Source organism: Binatus sp. (SeqCode) (assembly GCF_035272065.1).
Taxonomy (GTDB): Bacteria; Desulfobacterota; Binatia; order Binatales; family Binataceae; genus Binatus.
On record NZ_DATEQZ010000115.1, the window covers coordinates 32374 to 51065 of the forward strand.

General features: G+C 60.7%; 17 protein-coding genes, 1 tRNA gene and 1 riboswitch. Of the genes, 10 read left to right on the top strand and 8 right to left on the bottom strand.

What is annotated here, in order from left to right; all coding sequences use genetic code 11:
• Positions 1–14 precede the first annotated feature (14 nt).
• The 3 genes from VJX68_RS18810 to cobS are packed head-to-tail and all read left to right on the top strand — an operon-like array spanning position 15 to position 2399.
• The gene (locus VJX68_RS18810; RefSeq protein ID WP_324097272.1) at positions 15–539 is read left to right on the top strand and encodes a hypothetical protein; all 525 of its coding nucleotides are present in this window, start codon (positions 15–17) and stop codon (positions 537–539) included.
• 31 nt (positions 540–570) lie between these two features.
• Entirely contained in the window at positions 571–1635 is a 1065-nt protein-coding gene (gene cobT, locus VJX68_RS18815; protein ID WP_324097273.1) for a nicotinate-nucleotide--dimethylbenzimidazole phosphoribosyltransferase, read from the top strand.
• Positions 1632–2399, top strand: coding sequence for an adenosylcobinamide-GDP ribazoletransferase (gene cobS / locus VJX68_RS18820; RefSeq protein ID WP_324097274.1), 768 nt, complete (start codon positions 1632–1634; stop codon positions 2397–2399). The genes cobT and cobS overlap by 4 nt, the downstream gene beginning before the upstream one ends.
• A 3-nt stretch (positions 2400–2402) precedes the next feature.
• On the opposite strand, the gene cobU is transcribed toward cobS, so the two are convergent.
• Positions 2403–2924 (bottom strand): bifunctional adenosylcobinamide kinase/adenosylcobinamide-phosphate guanylyltransferase, encoded by a 522-nt coding sequence (gene cobU, locus VJX68_RS18825; protein ID WP_324097275.1) that lies wholly within the window; start codon positions 2922–2924, stop codon positions 2403–2405.
• An 89-nt stretch (positions 2925–3013) separates the two neighbouring features.
• Positions 3014–3174: riboswitch (cobalamin riboswitch) on the top strand.
• Positions 3175–3327: 153 nt separating this feature from the next.
• Here cobU and VJX68_RS18830 point away from each other — a divergent pair.
• Positions 3328–5418, top strand: coding sequence for a TonB-dependent receptor plug domain-containing protein (locus VJX68_RS18830; protein WP_324097276.1), 2091 nt, complete (start codon positions 3328–3330; stop codon positions 5416–5418).
• Between the two features lie 12 nt (positions 5419–5430).
• Here VJX68_RS18830 and VJX68_RS18835 read toward each other — a convergent pair whose 3' ends face one another.
• Positions 5431–5739, bottom strand: coding sequence for a hypothetical protein (locus VJX68_RS18835; protein WP_324097277.1), 309 nt, complete (start codon positions 5737–5739; stop codon positions 5431–5433).
• A gap of 248 nt (positions 5740–5987) precedes the next feature.
• Here VJX68_RS18835 and VJX68_RS18840 point away from each other — a divergent pair, with 248 nt between their 5' ends.
• Positions 5988–6959, top strand: a complete 972-nt coding sequence (locus VJX68_RS18840; RefSeq protein ID WP_324097278.1) for an aldo/keto reductase — start codon at positions 5988–5990, stop codon at positions 6957–6959.
• 3 nt (positions 6960–6962) lie between these two features.
• Here the strand turns inward: VJX68_RS18840 and VJX68_RS18845 are convergent, their stop codons facing one another.
• The 3 genes from VJX68_RS18845 to VJX68_RS18855 all read right to left on the bottom strand — a co-directional run bounded on the left by VJX68_RS18845 (position 6963) and on the right by VJX68_RS18855 (position 9077).
• Positions 6963–7148, bottom strand: coding sequence for a hypothetical protein (locus tag VJX68_RS18845; RefSeq protein ID WP_324097279.1), 186 nt, complete (start codon positions 7146–7148; stop codon positions 6963–6965).
• A gap of 104 nt (positions 7149–7252) precedes the next feature.
• A complete protein-coding gene (locus VJX68_RS18850; protein WP_324097280.1) occupies positions 7253–8284 on the bottom strand; it encodes an amidohydrolase family protein in 1032 nt (343 codons plus the stop codon).
• 1 nt (position 8285) lies between these two features.
• On the bottom strand, positions 8286–9077 hold the full coding sequence (locus VJX68_RS18855; RefSeq protein ID WP_324097281.1) for an enoyl-CoA hydratase/isomerase: 792 nt from the start codon (positions 9075–9077) through the stop codon (positions 8286–8288).
• A gap of 109 nt (positions 9078–9186) precedes the next feature.
• Between VJX68_RS18855 and VJX68_RS18860 the strand changes: the two genes are divergently transcribed.
• Positions 9187–9966 carry an SDR family NAD(P)-dependent oxidoreductase gene (locus VJX68_RS18860; protein ID WP_324097282.1) on the top strand — a complete coding sequence of 260 codons (780 nt, stop codon included), beginning with the start codon at positions 9187–9189 and terminating at the stop codon, positions 9964–9966.
• Positions 9967–9995: 29 nt separating this feature from the next.
• Positions 9996–10379, top strand: a complete 384-nt coding sequence (locus VJX68_RS18865) for a carboxymuconolactone decarboxylase family protein (protein ID WP_324097283.1) — start codon at positions 9996–9998, stop codon at positions 10377–10379.
• On the opposite strand, the gene ligD is transcribed toward VJX68_RS18865, so the two are convergent.
• Entirely contained in the window at positions 10369–13029 is a 2661-nt protein-coding gene (gene ligD / locus VJX68_RS18870) for a DNA ligase D (protein ID WP_324097284.1), read from the bottom strand. The genes VJX68_RS18865 and ligD overlap by 11 nt on opposite strands.
• 349 nt (positions 13030–13378) lie before the next feature.
• Here ligD and VJX68_RS18875 point away from each other — a divergent pair, with 349 nt between their 5' ends.
• Entirely contained in the window at positions 13379–13795 is a 417-nt protein-coding gene (locus tag VJX68_RS18875; protein ID WP_324097285.1) for a hypothetical protein, read from the top strand.
• 336 nt (positions 13796–14131) lie between these two features.
• Here the strand turns inward: VJX68_RS18875 and ku are convergent, their stop codons facing one another.
• Entirely contained in the window at positions 14132–15013 is an 882-nt protein-coding gene (gene ku, locus VJX68_RS18880) for a non-homologous end joining protein Ku (RefSeq protein ID WP_324097286.1), read from the bottom strand.
• 384 nt (positions 15014–15397) lie between these two features.
• Here ku and VJX68_RS18885 point away from each other — a divergent pair, with 384 nt between their 5' ends.
• Positions 15398–17215 carry an AI-2E family transporter gene (locus tag VJX68_RS18885; protein WP_324097287.1) on the top strand — a complete coding sequence of 606 codons (1818 nt, stop codon included), beginning with the start codon at positions 15398–15400 and terminating at the stop codon, positions 17213–17215.
• 31 nt (positions 17216–17246) lie between these two features.
• On the opposite strand, the gene VJX68_RS18890 is transcribed toward VJX68_RS18885, so the two are convergent.
• Positions 17247–17933, bottom strand: a complete 687-nt coding sequence (locus VJX68_RS18890; protein ID WP_324097288.1) for a hypothetical protein — start codon at positions 17931–17933, stop codon at positions 17247–17249.
• Positions 17934–18616: 683 nt separating this feature from the next.
• On the opposite strand from VJX68_RS18890, the gene VJX68_RS18895 reads away from it, so the two are divergent.
• A tRNA-Pro gene (locus tag VJX68_RS18895) sits at positions 18617–18690 on the top strand.
• The last annotated feature ends 2 nt before the right edge of the window (positions 18691–18692 follow it).

An 18692-nucleotide genomic window follows, 5' to 3' on the forward strand; every position in this document is an offset into this window, starting at 1 on the left:
CCGAGGGGACGACGATGAAACTGCTCCGACCGCTAACGCTATGCCTGCTGATCGGACTGGCTGGATGCAGCCCGCAAAATCCGGCGCCCGGTAACTCATCATCGCTCGCATCGCAAACCCCGCCTGCAGCCGCTCCGCCGAACGCTTCCATTCTTCAGCACAACGGATGCACCATCGACTTCGCGAAGGTTTGCCAGACTTTCATCGACCAGCCGACATTCACCTACAACGGCGACGAATACGACTGGCGGCGCTTCCAGCAAAGCTTCTCGCGGCATCCCGACGTCGAGATATGGGCCCGGTATCCCGATGGCAACGTAGTTGCCGATATCGAATGTCACGTCGACACGCAAAATCGCAAAATCGACTGGGCGCGCCTGCTGCCCAATCGCCGTTCACCGATAAATCGTGGGACTTCGTTAAGAGCAAGCGATGGTGCCAGGAGGATTCGCCCGACTACAGCGGCTGGGCGGAATACTGGAGCAGTTCAACCACCCGCCAGTGAACCGATTCGAGCGTTGAGGACCGCGTCCTTGTAAGCTGCCGCTCCTCGTGATGCGATCACGCGGCATGTCTTTGCTCAAACAAACTATCGACTCGATTCTTCCACTGGACAACGAAGCGGCGCGGGCCGCCGACGCGCGGCTGGACACTCTCACCAAGCCGCCGGGCAGCCTTGGCCATCTCGAAGAACTCGTGCGCCGTTATGCCGCAATCCGGCACGATGAATCGGTGAAACCGGGACGCGGCGCGATAGCCGTCTTCGTCGCCGATCATGGCGTCGCGGACGAAGGTGTCAGCTCATTTCCGCAAGCCGTCACCGCCGAGATGCTTCGCAACATCGCCGCAGGCGGCGCCGCCATCAGCGTGCTCGCGCGTCGCTTCGGCTACGCACTCAAAGTCGTCGACGTAGGTGTCAAGGTCGATACCAGCGCCAACCCGCTCGCAGGCGTGACTTATCGCCGCGTCGGCGCCGGCACCCGCAACTTCCTCGACGGCCCCGCGATGACGCCCGACGAAACGACGCGCGCGCTCGAAGTGGGAATCGAAATCGCGCGGGAGCTCGCAGGTAGCGGTACGACGTTAATCGGCGTCGGCGAGATGGGCATCGCGAACAGCACGCCCGCCGCCGCGATTCTCTGCGCGCTGACCGCGATAGAGCCAAGCGCGATAGTGGGGCGTGGCACCGGCCTCGACGACGCCGGCGTCCGGCGCAAAATCGAGGTGGTCACGCGCGCGCTCGAGATTCGTCGCGACGCGCTCACGTCGGGCGAATCGATACTGGCGGCGCTCGGCGGTTTCGAGATCGCCGCGATGGCCGGCGCGTACATCGGTGGCGCCGCCTTCAAGGTCCCGGTCGTCGTTGACGGTTTTATCGCCACGGCCGCTGCCGCGGTCGCGGAGAAGATTCATCAGGGATTGTTCGATCATCTTTTTTTCAGCCATCGCTCGGCCGAAGGCGGTCATGCGCTAGCACTCGATCACTTCAAGCTCCGTCCCATTCTCGATCTCGATCTCAGGCTGGGCGAAGGCACCGGCGCCGCGCTCGCGATGAACGTGATCGACTCCGCGCTCGACCTGCTCAACAACATGGCGACATTCGCAGGCGCCGGGATCTCCGGCAAAGTCCGATGAGTGACGACGCGACGCGCGCGAGCGGCATCCTCACCGAGCTGCCCCTTGCCATCAGCTTCCTCACGATCCTGCCGGTGATCGATCAGCATCCCGCCTCCGATGACACCGTTGCCGCGTCGTTCGCATGGTTCCCGATTGTCGGTTTCCTCATCGGCTTGGCGCTGGCCGGCGAAGATTGGTTGCTCGCTCATTTCTTTGCGCAAGTGATTCGCTCGGTGCTCATCATCGTCTCGCTAACCGTTGTCACCGGCGCAGTTCATCTCGACGGACTGGCCGACACGGCAGATGCACTCGGTGGGGGACGCGACCGCGAGCGCGCACTCGACATTCTGCGCGACAGCCGCGTCGGCACGTTCGGCGCGAGCGCGATTTTCTTCGACCTCACACTGAAGATTCTCGCGCTCTCGACGCTTGCTGGTCACCGCCGATACTCCGCTCTGATCGTCGCGCCGATGCTAGCACGATGGGCAATGCTCCTGGTCGCGACGGGACTGCCATATCTGCGCTCGTCTGGCTCAGGCGCGACGCTGCTCAGCGGCGAAATCTCGAGTACGCGAACTGCCGTCGTCGCGGTTTTCACGCTCGCCGTTATGCTGATGCTTGGTGCGTTGCGCACGACTGCCTTGGCCACGGCGGCCGCAATCGCAATCGTGTTCGCGATGCGATTGTTCTACCGGCGATGGCTGGGCGGAGTGACCGGCGACTCGATCGGCGCGTGCGGCGAACTGGTCGAGATTGCAGTCCTCGTCACGATCGCATCGTGACTCTCACTTCACCTTTAGCGGATATCCCGTGACCATCAGCAGGACCTGGTCCGCCACAGTCGCGATTTTCTGATTGGTCCATCCGAGCAGATCGCGGAACCGGCGCGACTCCGCGTGATCGGTGGGCACGATTCCCGCTCCGACTTCATCGGTCACGACGATACTCGCGAACGGCGCACTCTTCAGGGCCGATGCGAGCTTGTCCGCCTCCGCGAGAACCGGCCCATCGTCCATCCCGTGTCGCTGCATCAGGTTGGAGATCCAAAGCGTCAGGCAATCGAGGACGACGAGGTCAGTGCTGTTGCCGAGCTTCTCGAGCGCGGCGACAACCTCTACCGGCTCCTCGACAGTCTGAAAATCCTGCGGCCGCGTTGTGCGATGAAATTCGATGCGCGCCGTCATTTCGTCGTCTAGCGCCTGCCCGGTCGCGAGAAAAAATTTGCGTTGATACGGGAGCGCGAGCTTCAGCGCCTGCATGCTCTTGCCGCTGCGAGCGCCGCCGGTGATTAGCGTTATCGTGCCCATGCGAATCATCAAGCGTACACGATTGCGCCGCGCGTGACGAAAATTTTCGCTCGACTCGAACGCGGTTGACTGCACGCAGTGCCGCGCGTAACTTCGGCGTCGCACCCGGTGCACGGGAAGCCGGTTCAAATCCGGCGCTGCCCCGCAACTGTGTGGGGGGACGACGGCCCATCATGCCACCGCTTCGGCGGGAAGGCGGGTCCGAGGACGAACCCCAAGCCAGGAGACCGGCCGGGTCACTAACTGTCTGCCTTCCGCGGGGAGGGTGGCCTCAGGCACGCATTTCCTGAAGCCCGATCCCTCGAATCGCGAGAGGTCGGGTTTTTTTCTCGCCTGACTTTCCTCCGCGTGCGACGGCAGCCCTTGAACTCGGAGGGAGTTCATGCGGTTTCTCATTTTGATCTTGTCGGCAGTTATTGCGACATCGCTTTGTGCGCCGATCGCACGCGCTCAAACGCCGGCGTCCGCGCCGTCGCCAGCGCAAACTCAAACCCAAAAAGCCTCGCCAGCCAATCAGACCAGGTCCGCATCTTCTAAGACGAAGACGAGTCAGCCGGCGACGCCCGCCAACAAGGAAGAGGCGCAGAAGCTGACTCCAGTGGTCGTCACCGCGACGCGAATCCCTCAACCCATCGCCGATATCGGCACGACAATCACGGTCGTCGAAGATCCGCAAATCCAGGAACAGAAGATCGACCGCGTCGCGAACGTGCTGCGCGAGGTGCCTGGCGTGCAGGTCACGCAAAGCGGCTCGCCCGGTTCGGTCACCGACGTATCGATACGCGGCGCGACGCCGTCGCAGACGCTGGTGCTTGTCGATGGCGTCGAAGTCAACGCGGGCGCGACCGGCAGCTTCGACCTGGCCAACCTGACGACCGACAATCTCGATCGCGTCGAGATTCTGCGCGGCGCCGGCGGCTCGCTGTACGGCTCGCAGGCTATAGGCGGCGTGGTCAACGTGCTCTCGCAAGAAGGCGAAGGTCCGCCGACCGCGAGCATCCTTTCCGGTGGCGGTAATCGCGCGAGCAGCCAGCAAGTTGGAACCGTCAGCGGCGCCGAGGGCAATCTCCACTACTCGGGCGCGGTGTCGTACTACTCGACTGAGGGGTTTCGCCCGGTCAACGACAACTCTGACGACCTCGCCGGTAATGTACGGCTCGACTACCACCTCGGCGACGACACCGTGATCCGGGGCTTCGCGCGTTACTCAGCGTCGAATGTCAGCCTCCCCGATTTTCTGGTGTTTTCGGGCGTGCCGCTGGATTCGACGGCGCATCAGCGCGACGAGTTCATGCTGTTCAAGGGCGAAATCGAGCATCATTTCGGCGAAAACCTGCTCGTCCGCGCGAGCGCCTCCTTCGTGCGCCAGGACCTGCGCCTGAACGCGCCGCCGTTTGCGGCAGGCACCGTTTTCGGAACACCCTATTTCGAGACGGATTCGATTCCAGAGGAGACCCGCGGCGGCAACTCCGAAGCGATCTACACCTGGCCTGCCGGCCTCCCCGGCTTCCGCACGCTGATAGGCTTCGATTTTCTCGATCGCTGGCTGCGCACGACCAGCGCCTGCAGCTTCTGCGATCCCCTGCCCCCGTTCGGCGTCGGGGTGACCAAATTCCACGCGGGCCGCCAGGAATACGCCGGCTACCTCGAGCAGGAGGGCAGTTTTTTCGACGGCCGCCTTCTCGTCACCGGCGGCTTTCGCGTCGATGGCAACAGCCAGTTCGGCGAGGAGGTCAGCCCCGCGTGGTCGGTCGCGATTCCGCTCACAAAAATCTCGACAACGCTGCGCGGCAGCTACAGTGAAGGCTTTCGCGCGCCCTCATTTGACGAGCTGTACTTCCCGAACTTCGGCAACCCCAATCTGAAGCCCGAGATTTCCAGCGAATACGACGGCGGATTCACTACCAACTTCGGCGAGCGCGCCTCTCTCACCGCGACCTACTTCTCGCGCCGCGTGAAAAATCTGATTGTCACCGTGCCATGCAAATCCAGCCCGTCCTCGTGTGTGTTCGGCTCGGTAGCGGGCAACGCGGCGCGCGTGGACGTGCAAGGCGTCGAGATCGTCCCGAGCCTCACAATCGCCACCGGGCTGACGCTCAGCGGCAACGTGACCGTGCTCGACGAGACGCACGCCGATACACGCGGCTCGACGGCCCAGCCGCTGCGGGTGGCGAAGCATACGGCGTCGGCGCTGCTGGAATACGTGCGCAGCGCGGTTTTCCTGCCGCACGACAAAATCACCGCCAACCTGAACTACATCTTCATCGGCGATCGCGAGGACATCACGGTCGAGTCCACGGTCGCGAATCACCCGGCCTACAGCCTCGTCAACGCGGTAGTGTCCTACACGATGGGAATCCCGCTGAGCCACGTGCGCGATGAGGAGGTCTTCGCGCGCGTGAACAACCTGATGGACCGCAACTATTCGCAGGCGTTCGGATTTAAGGCGCCGACGATAAACGTGCTGGCAGGCGTGAAGCTGGATTTCGACTAGGCCTGCTTGCCGTCATTCTGAGCGCGACGCACCCTGTCCCGACGCGATCTTGAAACAAGGGCTCCCGCTTGCGGGAGCGACGGTCACAGATAGTGCAATCCGGCCGGTGTCCTCAACGATGAAGGACTTTGTCTCGGATACAGTCTGGCTGGAAAGATCGATCTTGTTGAAGGCGAGCAGAATTGGCGTGACCACCAGCTTGCTCACATGCTCGCGGCTCCTGACATCGCCGCTGGTCATCTGGGCATGGGCACTTGCCGCAACAAAGATCGCAGCCGCGATGAACGACGCAATCGTCCAAAGTGAGGATACCAACCGCAACCGGCGCCGCACTATCGTCTCGAGCCCTCCCTCTCGAATGCGGTCCAAGCGGGCCAGTGAGAAAGTGAAGGCCCACCACCGCTACAACCAGACTACAATTTTAGCAGTTCGTTGTCACCGACAGAAATTGGCAACGATACTGTTCACACGCACTCGTCCGCGGCCTGCGCCACGAAGTAACAGTGAAACTGCGCTTTCGCTCAGCGCATCGATTCCGCTATGTCAATATAAAGTCGAGGACATCAGTCATGGAAAAGCGAAAACTTGGCACGCAGGGACTCGAAGTGTCGGCGCTGGGCCTCGGATGCATGGGGATGTCGCAGTTTTACGGTCCACGCGACGACAACGAATCCGCCGCGACGCTCGAGCGCGCAGTCGAGCTCGGCATCAACTTCTTCGACACCGCCGACGTTTACGGTGTCGGGCATAACGAAGAGCTGGTCGGCAAAGCGCTCAAGAAATATCGCGACCGCGTCATCATCGCGACCAAGTTCGCCAACCAGGTCCTGCCCGACGGCAAGCGCGCGATCAACGGCCGTCCCGAGTACGTGCGCTCCGCCTGCGATGCGTCGCTGAAGCGCCTCGGCGTCGACTACATCGATCTCTACTACCAGCATCGCGTAGACAAGAAGGTGCCGATCGAGGAAACCGTCGGTGCGATGGCTGAGCTGGTACGCCAGGGAAAAGTCCGCTACCTCGGACTGTCGGAGGCGGGCGTAAATACGATTCGCCGCGCGCACGCGATTCATCCCATTACGGCGCTGCAATCGGAATACTCGCTGTGGACGCGCGACTACGAGGACGACGTGATTCCTACGCTGCGCGAGCTCGGGATCGGATTCGTCCCGTTCAGCCCGCTCGGCCGCGGGTTCCTCAGCGGCAACATTCGCGAGCTGCCGGACGACGACATGCGGCGCAAAATCTCGCCGCGGTTCGACGCCGAGAATATGCAAAGGAATCTCAAGGTCGTCGACCGCATCAAGGAAATCGCCGCCGAGAAACGAATCACGCCGAGTCAGCTCGCGCTGGCGTGGGTGCTCGCGCAGGGACGCGACATGGTTCCGATTCCCGGCACCAAGCGCCGCACTTATCTCGAAGAGAATGTCGCGGCTGTGAAAGTCCAGCTATCGAAAAGCGATCTCGCCCGCATCGCGGAAGTCGCGCCCAAGGGCTTCGCCGCCGGCGGACGCTACCACGACATGAGCACCGTCAACGTGTAGCAGCTATCCAAAGATTCCGGCGATCGCAGTCACGACCCACATGACAGCCATCGCCACGAAGAACGCGCAGACCGGCTCGCCGATAAGGCGGTCCAGCGCAACCTCCCACCCCGGTATTTCAGAATCCTTCGTATGATCGATCAACTCGTGAACTTGCGTCGCCCGGTCCCTAGTAAGCATCGTCGCCATAAGCCACCTGCCTCATCGGCTCGGTCTGAGCCGTCACAAATAAGGCGTCACAAGCGATTGAACGCTTCGTTCAATCGAACGGAACAGGCAGATTTGGCTGGCTATCAGGACAACTGAGTCAGCTTCAGGCGATAAACCTCGGCAGCAGTGCGATGGAAGAGCTGCGCTTTTTCGTCTTTCGTGAAACCCGCCACGATCTTCTTGAACGCGTTCCACAGCACGGCGTACGAGCACGAAACCCGGTCCACCGGGAAGTTGCTCTCGAACATGCATCGTCGCGGGCCGAAATGCTCGATGGTGTGGAGATAGTAGTCGCGAGTCGCCGACACCAATTCGTCCGAGCTCGGGGGCGTGGGCCTCCGATGCCAGCCGAATCCGTTCACCGGCATGTTGATTCCGCCGAGCTTGGCCATGACGTTGGGGCATCGCGCGAGCTCCGCGATATTCTTCTTCCATTCGCCGAATATTTCCGCGCGCCGACCCTCGTAGGGACCGATTCCCAGCGGTCCGCCGAAGTGATTGAGCACAATCGTCGTATCCGGGAACCTCCTCGCGAGCGCAGTCACCGCCGGCATCTGCGGATGGTACTGCCACGCCTCGAAGGTGAGATCCAACTCGCTCAGCCGAGCGAAGCCTTCGCGGAACCGCTCCGATTCGTACAAATCCGCCGGCGGGTTGGTGTGCGAGTTTCTCACGTCGGGACTCGCGTCGAAGCCGCCTGCATGCCGTATCCCGCGAAACCGCAGGGGTGCCGCGGCGATATGCGCCTCAAGCACTGGCGCGATTGCTTCTCCCAGTGTCAAATCCGCAAAGCCGACGATTCCCGCCGCGATGCGAGTCTCGCCATATTGGCCACTCGCGCTTTGGGCCGCGATACCGTTGACGAACTCGGTCTCGCCCACCGGACGCATCGATTCCGGGCCGTCGGCGCGATACGTCGACATGCATTCGACGAACACCGTCGCGAGCACGCGATGCCCCGAGTTGATGTCGCGCAAAATCTCGTCGAGCATGTAGCGGCTGTCCGGATGGTCCCACAGGTGATGATGCGGATCGACGATCGGCAGTTCGGGTTCGAGCGCCGGTTCGATCACTTGCGCGAGCCGCGCTTCTCGATCTTGTTCGCTGTTGGCCATATCACTCGCCTCTGAACTTCGCGGGACGCTTCTCCAGGAATGCGCGCACGCCCTCCTGGAAGTCCGCCGAGTTACCGGCCCTGCGCTGCATCTGGCGCTCCAGGTTCAACTGCTCTTCATATGTATTGTCGGCACTCTCCCAATACAGCCGCCGAATCAGGCTGAGCGAGACCGTCGGGCCGTTTGCCAGATCGCGCGCGAACTCTTTAGCTTTGCCAACCAGCTCCGCGTCATCGAAGACTCGATTGACGAGGCCCCATTCGAGCGCTTTCTCGGCCGGCAATTTCTCGCCCAACAGCGAAAGCTCCATCGCTCGGGCCTTGCCGATCAGCCGCGGCAGAATCCAGGTCGAGCCGCCGTCGGGAATCAGACCGATGCGCCTGAACGCCTGCAGGAAGTACGCCGAGCGCGCACAGAGCACGAGATCGCCCATCAGCGCAAAGCTCATTCCCACGCCGGCTGCCGCGCCGTTCACCGCCGTGACGAACGGTATCGGGAGTTCGCGCAGCCGGCGCAAAAACGGATGGTACTGAGTTTCGAGCACCGAGCCGGCATCGCGCGAGCCACTGGGACCGCCGCCGCTCGGCTGCAGGTTGGCGCCGGCGCAAAAGCCGCGCCCCGCACCAGTCATCAGGATGCATCGCACGCCGTTGCGGGGATCCTTGACGTGTTCAAGCGTCTTCATCAGACCGCCAAGCATCTCGGGCGATACCGCATTCATCACTTCAGGATGGTTGAGCGTTACAATTCCGACCGGTCCTTCGATGTCGAGTTTTGCGCGTTCGAATTCCATACAGTTTTCTCCGTAGGTCGTGACGATCACTCGCTTCACTACCCCAACTAACATCGAGTGTGATAGCTCGACAATCGTCAGGGTGTTTTTTTCGAAACGGAGAATTGAAATGGATCCAGTCAAAAAACTTAACCGCTCGGTGAAGGGACGCGCAGTCCTCGTCACCGGCGCCGCCAGCGGGATGGGCCGTGCGACCGCTCACTTGTTTGCGCAAGAAGGCGCGCTCGTCGCGATTACAGATATCAACGAGGCGGGCGTCGCGCGCGTTGTCGAGGAAATAGCGGCCGCTGGAGGAACCGCGCATGGCTGGCGGCTCGACGTCTCCGACCACGCCGAGATCAAGCGCGTCGTTGCGGAAGTCGCCGCACGCTTCGGCCGCCTCGATATCCTAATCAACAATGCCGGCTTCGGCGGCTTCTCCCCGCTCGGCGCCGACGACTACGACCGTATCTGGGACCGCACGCTCGCCGGCCTGCTGACCGCGCAACAGCGGATGGTACGCGCCGCGCTGGTGCATCTGCGCAAATCCGACGCCGCTCGCATCGTCAACATCGCATCAACCGAAGGCCTCGGCGCGACCCCGGGCGACAGCCCTTACGCGGTCGCAAAGACGGGAGTCATAGGACTCACGCGCGCGCTGGCGGTCGATCTCGGGCCGGAAGGAATTACAGTCAACTGCATCTGCCCCGGACCGATTCGCACCGCGCTCACAGACGCGATTCCGGAAGAGCACAAGACGATTTTCGCCAAGCGCCGCACCGCCTTGAAGCGATACGGCTATCCGGAAGAAGTCGCCCACATCACGTTCAGCCTCTGCATCCCCGCCGCTTCGTACATCACCGGTGCGATCATCCCGGTTGACGGCGGCCTGATGATCCGCAACGCATAACACTACAAAATTATCGCGGAGGATTTCTCATGGCAGATGATTCTGCAAGAAAAGGAATGGAGTTGCGCACGAAGTTGTGGGGCGAGAAGGCCGCGCAGGACGGCGACGCGTTCCTGCGAAACTTCGACGAAGGGTTCGCTAACTTTCTCAACGAACAACTGTTCGGCACGATCTGGAATCGCCCAGGTCTGCCCGTCAAGTTGCGCTCGATGCTGACGATGACGACGTTGATGGCGCTGGGGCGCGGACCCGAGCTGCGGCTTCACATGCGCGGCGCGTTAAACGTCGGCATCGCGCCCGAGGAAATCAAGGAACTGATCGTCCACGTTTCGCAGTACAGCGGCGTGCCGACCGCGGTCGAGGCGATTCGTGCGTTCACCGAAGTGACCGCGCCGCCAAAGTCTAAGGAGTGACCTGAGGCCGGCTCTCGGAGCGGCTCAGGAGCGACTCGAGATGGGGCAGGGCGTCCTCCAGGCTGGCGTGTTTTTCGATTGCGTCGAGGAACGGATCGCGTTTCAGGCGGGACATGCGTGGCGGCATAGTTTTGATGTTGTAGATGGTGGGGTCGAGCGAGGGCTTCAGTTCCTTCCACGTCATCGGTGCGGAGACGGGAGCGGCCGGCATCGGGCGTACCGAGAATGGCGCCGCGATCGTTTTGCCGTGGCCGAGCTGCAGGAAGTCGATATATACGCGGCCGTTGCGCGAGCGCGGATTGCGGTTGATCGTGGCGATTTCCGGCACACGATTGACTACTACCTGCGATACTAACTCAGAAAACATCTTCGCTTGATCGTAAGTATATTTCGGCGCAAGTCCCACTACTACGTGAATACCCATTTGTCCCGAAGTCTTCAGGCAAGGTTCCAGCCCGACCTCGCGCAACACTGCGGCTACCTCGCGCGCGACTTCGACCGCATGGCGGGTCGTGCTGCCCTTGGGATCGATGTCGAACAGCAGCCAGTCGGGACGCTCGAGGTGCGGGATTCGCGACGACCACATGTGAATCGTGATGGCCGCGAGGTTCGCCACGTAGGCGAGCGCCTCCTCGCTGTCCAGGATGAAGTACGAAATCTCGCGCTGCGAGTCCTCGGAATAAATCTTCTCGGTGCGAATCCAATGGGGCACAAATGCGGGCGCATCCTTTTGATAGAACATCTTGCCCTCGATTCCGTCAGGATACCGCGTGAGCATCACGGGCCGGTCTTTCAGGTAGGGCAGCATCCATTTCGAAATCGCGCGATAGTATGCGACCAGGTCGCCCTTGGTGTAGCCGTCGTTCGGCCAGAATATTTTCTCGGGATTGGTCACCGACGCCTTCGGTGCGGAGGCCGAGGGCGTCGCGGCGTCGCCGGGGCCTTTGCGTCCTTTCGGTTCGGCGCCTCCATTTTGTTCAGGATCGGGCATCCTGGCATCTCCTGCATCTTCCAGCGCTTCCAGCTGAGCGCCGGGGCCGTCGTAGATGCAATCGCGAGGATCGGTGTCTTCGGCCAAGCCTAGAAAACTGGGTTGGCGGATGCCGCCGCTGTCGGTCCATTCGGTGAAGCGAACGTTGCAAACCAGCTCTGGCCTAACGAAATGCGCCTTCTTTTCAGGCAGGGGCTCTCCGATGGCGGGTTTGCGGAACGGCGACGTCGATTGCGCGCGCTCCGCTAGCATCGCATGGATTTTGCGCAGCTTGTCCTGATTGAAGCCGGTGCCGACTTTGTCGGTGTATCGCAGCACGCCGTCCGCTTCGTATTGACCCAGCAGAAGCGCGCCGAAATGGGTTCGCGTGCCGTCGGGATCGCTGTAGCCGCCGATCACGAATTGCCGGGTCAGCGGCCGTTTGATTTTCAGCCAATCTCCCGTGCGCATGCCGCGATAAGGTGCGTCGCGCAGTTTGGCGATCACTCCTTCCAGCTCGTGCTCCGAGATCGCGGCATAGAAATCCTTGCCGCGCCCGATCACATGGTCGCAGTAGCGGACCGGCCCCTCGTTGTGAACCAATTCGCTCAGAAGACGCTTGCGTTCTTCGAGCGGCAGCGTGCGCGTGTCGAAACGATCGAAGCCCAGCAGATCGAAGACGTAGTAGCTGGCGGGGACCGCCAGGCTCAGGCGGGCAATCTGCCGCGCGTTGTTGACGTGCATTCTTCTTTGCAAGAGCTGGAAGCTCGGCCGCCCACGCTCGTCCTGCGCGACGATCTCGCCATCGAGCACGAATCGGTCGAGCGCGATTGAGTTCAACGCGAGGACAACCTCCGGATATCGATTCGTGATGTCGGTGCCGCTGCGCGCGTACAAATGAGTACTCTCGCCTTCTCGAATAGCCAGTACGCGCACGCCGTCATACTTGATTTCGAATAGCCACTTGTCATTGTCGAAAGGGTCTTTAACTGTCTTGGCGAGGGTCAGCGGGAAATCCGAATGCTTAAGCTTGGCGCCCAGTTCGGGCAGATGCTTGCGCGCGAGATTGCCGGCGAGCTTGCGCTCCGCGGCCGGTGCATCGGCGAGTTCCTCGAGCGTCAAGCCTGACAGGACCGAGCGCGGGTGCGCTTCGAAAACGTTTTCCGTAGTCGCGTATTGATCGCGCTTCTTGATCAGCAGCCAGTTCTGCTTGTCCTTCGGGCCGGCATTGGCGCGGCCGCCGGTGCGGACGAGCGTGAACGCGCCGGTGAGCTTGAAGCCGTGCAGATTGATGTCGATTTTTCCCTTGCGGACCGCGTCGGCCGCATCGCCAGGAGGATCGATAACGTCATACACGCCGCGATCCCACACGATGACAGAGCCCGCTCCGTAATTGCCGGGAGGAATGACGCCCTCGAAGTCGCCGTATTCCAGCGGATGGTCCTCGACGGCGACCGCGAGATGCTTGTCGGCGGGATTCATCGACGGTCGTTTGGGGACCGCCCACGAGCGCAGGACGCCTTCCATCTCGAGTCGAAAATCGTAGTGGAGGCGCCGCGCGGCGTGCTTCTGAACGACGAAGGTGCCGCTGGCGGTGGAAAGAGAGGTTGGGACTTCCCGTCCGAAAGGCTCGGGAGTGTTTTCGGCGCTGCGTTTGTGTCGGTACTTGGTCAGCGACATGGTTGGTTGGCGAGTAGGGAGAACACTTCCGGCAACCTAACCCCTAACTCCTTCCCGCCCGGCAAGGGGAACCGGACTCGGAGGGAGGAGGCTGCGGTTCATACCATCTGTGGAGGTTTTTCGGACGGCCCGCTACCATCGGTAGTTTCGTTCCGTCAAAAATTATTTCTGCAGGGAGCGTGCGCCTCCCGATTTCGAGCGAGCCTTTCATGTATGAGGCATTCTGACGGATGTGCATGCCTTATACTTAGCACGCAAAATCGGGAAAGGTCAGGCTGAAAAGTTCATCCCCCCTTCTGAAATAGCTTGAGTGGTTTCCCGCAACTGCTTTTGGTCAGGCGTGTTACCTGTGGGTAATTTCACATTTGACACGAATTCTCAATTTGCTATTATTGTATTTGAAACATTGACACAAAAGGGAAAAGAGATGGCCCATACGGCTACCACGGTATTGAACGACAACTTTAAGCGAATCGGCGAGACATCACTCGACGAACGGAAACGGGTCTCTCTAGCGAAGATATTGGAATCCCTGAAGCAAAAACTCGGTGGTGAATTGGATCCCGCAATTCGATTCGGCATCTACGTAAATGACGCGGGGCAAGTGCTGCTTTCACCAGAGATCTCAGTGCCGATGCACGAGCTTTGGCTGTACCGGAACCGTGAAGCGCTGAAAATGGTCGTGAGAGGTCTGGAAGAGGCTCGAGAGGGGAAACTAGTAGACCTGGGATCGTTCGAGAAATACGCAGACGACGATATTGACTAGGTGCGGGTCGGGTGCGGAAGTTTCACCTGGTTTTCACGCCAGCTGCACGAGAGGCGCTTTCGCTGCTGGCAAAGGACGCCAGTGCCGCCAAACGACTTCGCGCCGTTCAGAAAACACTGGGACTCCTGGAAACGAATCCCCGCCATTCGAGTTTAAATACACATGAGTACTCGAAGCTTTCCGGACCGCAAGGCCAGAAGGTCTTTGAGGCGTACGCGGAGAATAAAACCCCAGCGGCTTTTCGAGTATTCTTCTGCTACGGTCCGAAGACAGGGCAGATGACGATCCTGGCGATTACCCCGCATCCATAAGCAAAGTCGGCGCGCGATTCAGCTGCTAGCGGGCGCGGCGGGTGCGCGGTGCTCTCCGCGATCCTTGCGCAACCTTGCGCTGCTCGCCTTCCGCTGTGGCAGGCGCCTCTTCGCGATCTTCGTTGACTGAGACGCCGCGTTTTTTGAGCGATTCTTTGAGCGCGCTCATCAGATCGATCACCTTGCCATGGCGCACTTCGGGCGCAGGCTCGGTCAGCTCGTGGCCTGCGAGCTTCTGTTCGGCCGCTCCGATCACCCGTTCGCGGTAGTTGTCCTTGAACTCGGACGGATTGAATTTCTTCTGGGTGAGGTCGTCGAGCAGGCGCTGCGCCAGGCTCAGCTCTGATTCCTTCACGGGCGCATTGGCGCCGTGATCGATCTCGCCGAACGATCGAATCTCGTCGTTGTAGTACATCGTATGCAGCATCAGGCCGCCGTCGTAGGGACGTATCAGGACGACCCGTTCCTTACCGCGTATGGTGAATTTCGCGACGCCTACCCGCTCCGCCTTGGTCATCGCTTCCTGCAGCAGATGGTAAGCCTTGGCGGAAGTCGGCTCGCATCCGAGCAGGTACGAATTCTCGAAGTACACCGGATCGACTTCCGACGCGGGAATGAAGCCGGTTATCTCAACCGCGCGATCGGCCTGCGCTTCGAGTTTTTTCAGTTCCTCGTCGGTGAAGGTGACGTATCGATCTTTTTCGATTTCGTAGCCGCGGACCAGCTCGCTGCGATCGACGAGCTTGTCTTCCTTGGGGCAATAGATCTTCTGCTGGATGCGGCTCATGTCGGGCGCATGCAGCAGATGAAACGAGACTGATTTGGAACTGGTGGCGGGGAACAATCGGACCGGGATCGAGACGAGTCCGAAGGTCAGACTGGCGGTAGATATCGAACGAGCCGGCATGACTTGCAACCTCCCGCGCGCTCTCAGCGCGAATCGTATCGCGATCGCGTTCCCGGGGCCTTTAGCCGTCAGCGTTCCCCGGACCTGCCTTCTTATAATTCGCGGCGAGGGAAATCCAGTAGGGCAATCGCGATGCTTGTTCTAGAGTATCGTGAAAAGCCGGCAGAGTCACCCAAAATCGCCAAAAAGTGCAGAGAAAGCCGGGCTTTTCAGGCAAGTGCACAGTTTTCGGATCGAAATTGCCCGGAAAAAGTTCCACACATACCCAACGTCGCAATCAGTGGAGCGTCGAACGTATCTACTTGGCTCAGTTGCTGCTTAGGATGTATCTCAAAAGCAGGGGGGTAGTGGCGCATAGCTCAGTGTCAGTCGGATAGATCCTTCATGCCGGAAATCGAAAAGGAAACAGAGCAAGTTTACGGCGAGAGTGACGATGGCTTCTCGCTGTTGTGGGTTGCGGTGCCGATTTGCGCGATGATCGTCGGTACCGCGGCGTTGTACTTCGGTAGACCGGTTTTGCTTCCGCTGGCGATTGCATCGATTCTGAGCGTAGTCTTCAGTCCCGTCGCAACCCGCCTTGAGCCCTACTGCGGCCGCCTCGTAAGCGCGGCACTGGTAGTGCTCGTTGCGATCGGCATTATTTCGTCGATGGGCTACTTTCTGACTGTTGAGCTGACGGCAGTCGCCGACCAGGTCTCCGAATACTCGGACAATATCGGAAACAAACTGGTGGCGCTCGAAAAGACCTCGCCACTATGGCTCCAGCATATCAAGGGGGCGGTTACCGACGTGCAGCACCGGGTGGCGGGCGCGAATCCCGCTCCCCGGCAGCCGCGCGAGGTGATGGCGATCCCGGTTCCTGCGACTCTCAGCGACAGCCTGAAATCGGTGGCTCCGATCGTCGATGGCATCGTCAATGCGCTGCTGATCGTCATGCTGCTGTTTTTTCTGCTGTACAGCAGGAAGGATTTGCGCGATCGATTCGTACGGCTCGCGGCGCGAGGGAGAGTTCCGATCGCGGCGCAAGCGATAGAAACGGCGGGCTACACCGTCGGCCGCTACTTGCTACTTTTTTCCGCCATCAATCTTGCTTACGGAGTCGCCTGCGGAAGCGTCGCCTGGCTTCTTGGGCTGCCGAGCGCGCCGTTGTGGGGCCTGGTCGCATTCCTGCTGCGGTTCATCCCGTACGTCGGCGCGATCAGCTCGGCGATGCTGCCGGCGCTGGTCGCGTTTGCGATGTTCCCCGGATGGGGCAAGGCGCTCGAGATACTTGGCGCCTTCGTGATTCTCGATCAGGTCGCGACGCAGCTTGGCGAACCGTTTATCATCGGCCACGGAATCGACGTCTCACCGGTGGCGCTGCTGATCTCGGCGATGTACTGGTCATGGCTGTGGGGAATCCCGGGGCTGCTGCTTTCGACGCCGTTGACCGCTTGCCTGAAGGTTGCCGGCGACTTCATACCACCGCTGGGGTTCCTTTCGATTTTGCTCGGGGCGAACCGGGTTCTCGATGACTACCACGACTTCTACCGCATGCTGCTTGAACTCAACCCGGACGGAGCGAGAGATGTTGCCGTCGCCTATTGCGATGAGAACGGACTCGAACGCACCTTTGACGAAGTGATTCAGCCGGCGCTGGAACTGATGGGTGAGGAGCGCGCGGAGAACCACATCAGCGACGAGAACCAGCGGCTGATTATCGACACGACGCATCAGTTGATCGCCGAACTCGGCAACCGGTTTGCGAAGACGCGGATTTCTCCGAGCGTGCGAGTGCTCGGCGTGATGGCGCCCGGCGAGGTCCACTTTTTGGGGCTGTTGATGTTGCTCGAGCTGCTGCGCAAAGAGGGCGTGGTAGCGACTTTTGCCGGCGAGGGGAAATCGCCGGCAGAGATTTGCGATCTCGTCAAACGGTTCGCGCCGGACTTCGTCTTCATCTCGTGCATGACCGCCGAGTGTATCCCGGCGACGCTCGAACTGGTGCCGGCGCTGCGAGCGATCTCGTCGCGCGTGACGATCATTGCGGGCGGTCCTGCAGCGCTGGAGCAGTCCGACGCTCTCATCAATGCGGGATGTTTTCAGATCTGCGCCAGCGCCAACGAAGCGCGCCGCGCCGTGCGCCGGTTCATTCTCCAGCGCGCAAATTTGAGGGCTCCCGGCGGATGGCGCATCCCACGACGCTACGCGCGGGACAGCGCCTGACACTCATCGCGACCGATACCGCAGTAACGATCTAGAGGCCGGGACGGGCAGGGGTATCCTGCGCGATCCGCTCGGGCGGCGGGGGATAGCATGGGAGAGTGCTGGTCACCACGTAATGGTAGAAGTTGCAATGGTAGAAGTTGCCGTTCCAGGTGAACGTGCCGACTGGTTTGCCGAAATTCGAGGTCATTGCAGTGAGCCGATCGCCGTCGGCGGCCGTGATGACTTTCGAGGGGGTGTACGCCAGGAAGCTGCTCGCCGTTTCAGGGACCACCGCGCCCAGGGGCGGCGAGAAATTCATTTGAAGAAAATTAACCGCCGGCTGCCAACCATCCGGCGTTGTTTCTCTGTCCGTTAGCGGCAGCCACTGGCGCTGGGCGAGCGAATCGCTGATCTCCAGCTCGCGATACTCGGGCGCTCCGGTGGCGCTCCTTCGCAACTCGATCACATCCGGAACTTCGACTTCGAGCTGGTCGCAGTTGTCGCCGCTGTTCATTGCACTTTGGCGCTCGTCTTCCTCCTCCCTTGCGCGCGTGGCTTCCGCATGTGTAGATGCGCCGACGCCGGCGGCCAGCTCAAGGGCTCCGCCGCCGACGTCCTCGGCCAGGTTGGCGGCGAGCGGCGCGAACTGTGCCGCCGCCATCCAGCATCCGCTGAGCGCAACAGAAACCGCTGCCGCGAATATCGCGAGCAGCGATGCGCACAGATGTCGTCTCAAGCGAGCGATATGACCCCCGGCCGGACAGCGTCCGGATGCGGCTAGATTAGCAGAAATTTCGAGGCACAAATGCCGGGGCGGAAACGCGACTCGCAATCTAAACCAATTGAAGGAAAAAAGAACGGCCGGGCTACGAGTGGGGACCGCGGTGGGGAGCCGACGGTTCAAGTAGCCCGGCCTTGGCTTGGGGACAGGCGCTGGGTCTCGGGGGAGGAGATTGTCAGCGCGAGAATAGGTGAAGCAAACATTGTGCCTCGAAAAAGCCGAAACAAATACTACCCGTCGCCAGCAATTTTTTTCTCTTTCTGCGACGCCGGACATCTGACAGTCTCGAATTCGGCCACTTTTCCAGAGAAAATCGCGAGTTTTGCAATCTGCGACCTCTCCGCTGGATGCAATCTCACAATCCAAAACATTTCGAAGATGCATCCGGTGGATTGCGTAGACCGACTGCACTGGGGCATTCCGCGCCATTGTGTCGACAGAGGTGATGCGTTCCGCCGCATTCATGTTTCGTTCAGAATTGCGCCGGAGATTCCGCGCTCGGAATTTACGATGCGCACTTATCCACAATGATCTCGCGTGCGCGGTGCTCGATCGCATGAAAACATCGATGAACAAAATCGACGCGGGCACGATCGTCGGTTGAGAGCCGATCGTGCGTGTGTTACTTCCTAAAGGCTCGGGGCGTAGCGCAGCTTGGTAGCGCACCTGCCTTGGGAGCAGGGGGTCGGCCGTTCAAATCGGCTCGCCCCGATA

What these genes read in the sequence shown, in the direction of transcription:
- VJX68_RS18810 (WP_324097272.1), top strand. Translation starts at nt 15, where the DNA reads ATGAAACTGCTCCGACCGCTAACGCTATGCCTGCTGATCGGACTGGCT.
- cobT (WP_324097273.1), top strand. Translation starts at nt 571, where the DNA reads ATGTCTTTGCTCAAACAAACTATCGACTCGATTCTTCCACTGGACAAC.
- cobS (WP_324097274.1), top strand. Translation starts at nt 1,632, where the DNA reads ATGAGTGACGACGCGACGCGCGCGAGCGGCATCCTCACCGAGCTGCCC.
- cobU (WP_324097275.1), bottom strand. Translation starts at nt 2,924, where the DNA reads ATGGGCACGATAACGCTAATCACCGGCGGCGCTCGCAGCGGCAAGAGC.
- VJX68_RS18840 (WP_324097278.1), top strand. Translation starts at nt 5,988, where the DNA reads ATGGAAAAGCGAAAACTTGGCACGCAGGGACTCGAAGTGTCGGCGCTG.
- VJX68_RS18845 (WP_324097279.1), bottom strand. Translation starts at nt 7,148, where the DNA reads ATGGCGACGATGCTTACTAGGGACCGGGCGACGCAAGTTCACGAGTTG.
- VJX68_RS18850 (WP_324097280.1), bottom strand. Translation starts at nt 8,284, where the DNA reads ATGGCCAACAGCGAACAAGATCGAGAAGCGCGGCTCGCGCAAGTGATC.
- VJX68_RS18855 (WP_324097281.1), bottom strand. Translation starts at nt 9,077, where the DNA reads ATGGAATTCGAACGCGCAAAACTCGACATCGAAGGACCGGTCGGAATT.
- VJX68_RS18860 (WP_324097282.1), top strand. Translation starts at nt 9,187, where the DNA reads ATGGATCCAGTCAAAAAACTTAACCGCTCGGTGAAGGGACGCGCAGTC.
- VJX68_RS18865 (WP_324097283.1), top strand. Translation starts at nt 9,996, where the DNA reads ATGGCAGATGATTCTGCAAGAAAAGGAATGGAGTTGCGCACGAAGTTG.
- ligD (WP_324097284.1), bottom strand. Translation starts at nt 13,029, where the DNA reads ATGTCGCTGACCAAGTACCGACACAAACGCAGCGCCGAAAACACTCCC.
- ku (WP_324097286.1), bottom strand. Translation starts at nt 15,013, where the DNA reads ATGCCGGCTCGTTCGATATCTACCGCCAGTCTGACCTTCGGACTCGTC.
- VJX68_RS18885 (WP_324097287.1), top strand. Translation starts at nt 15,398, where the DNA reads ATGCCGGAAATCGAAAAGGAAACAGAGCAAGTTTACGGCGAGAGTGAC.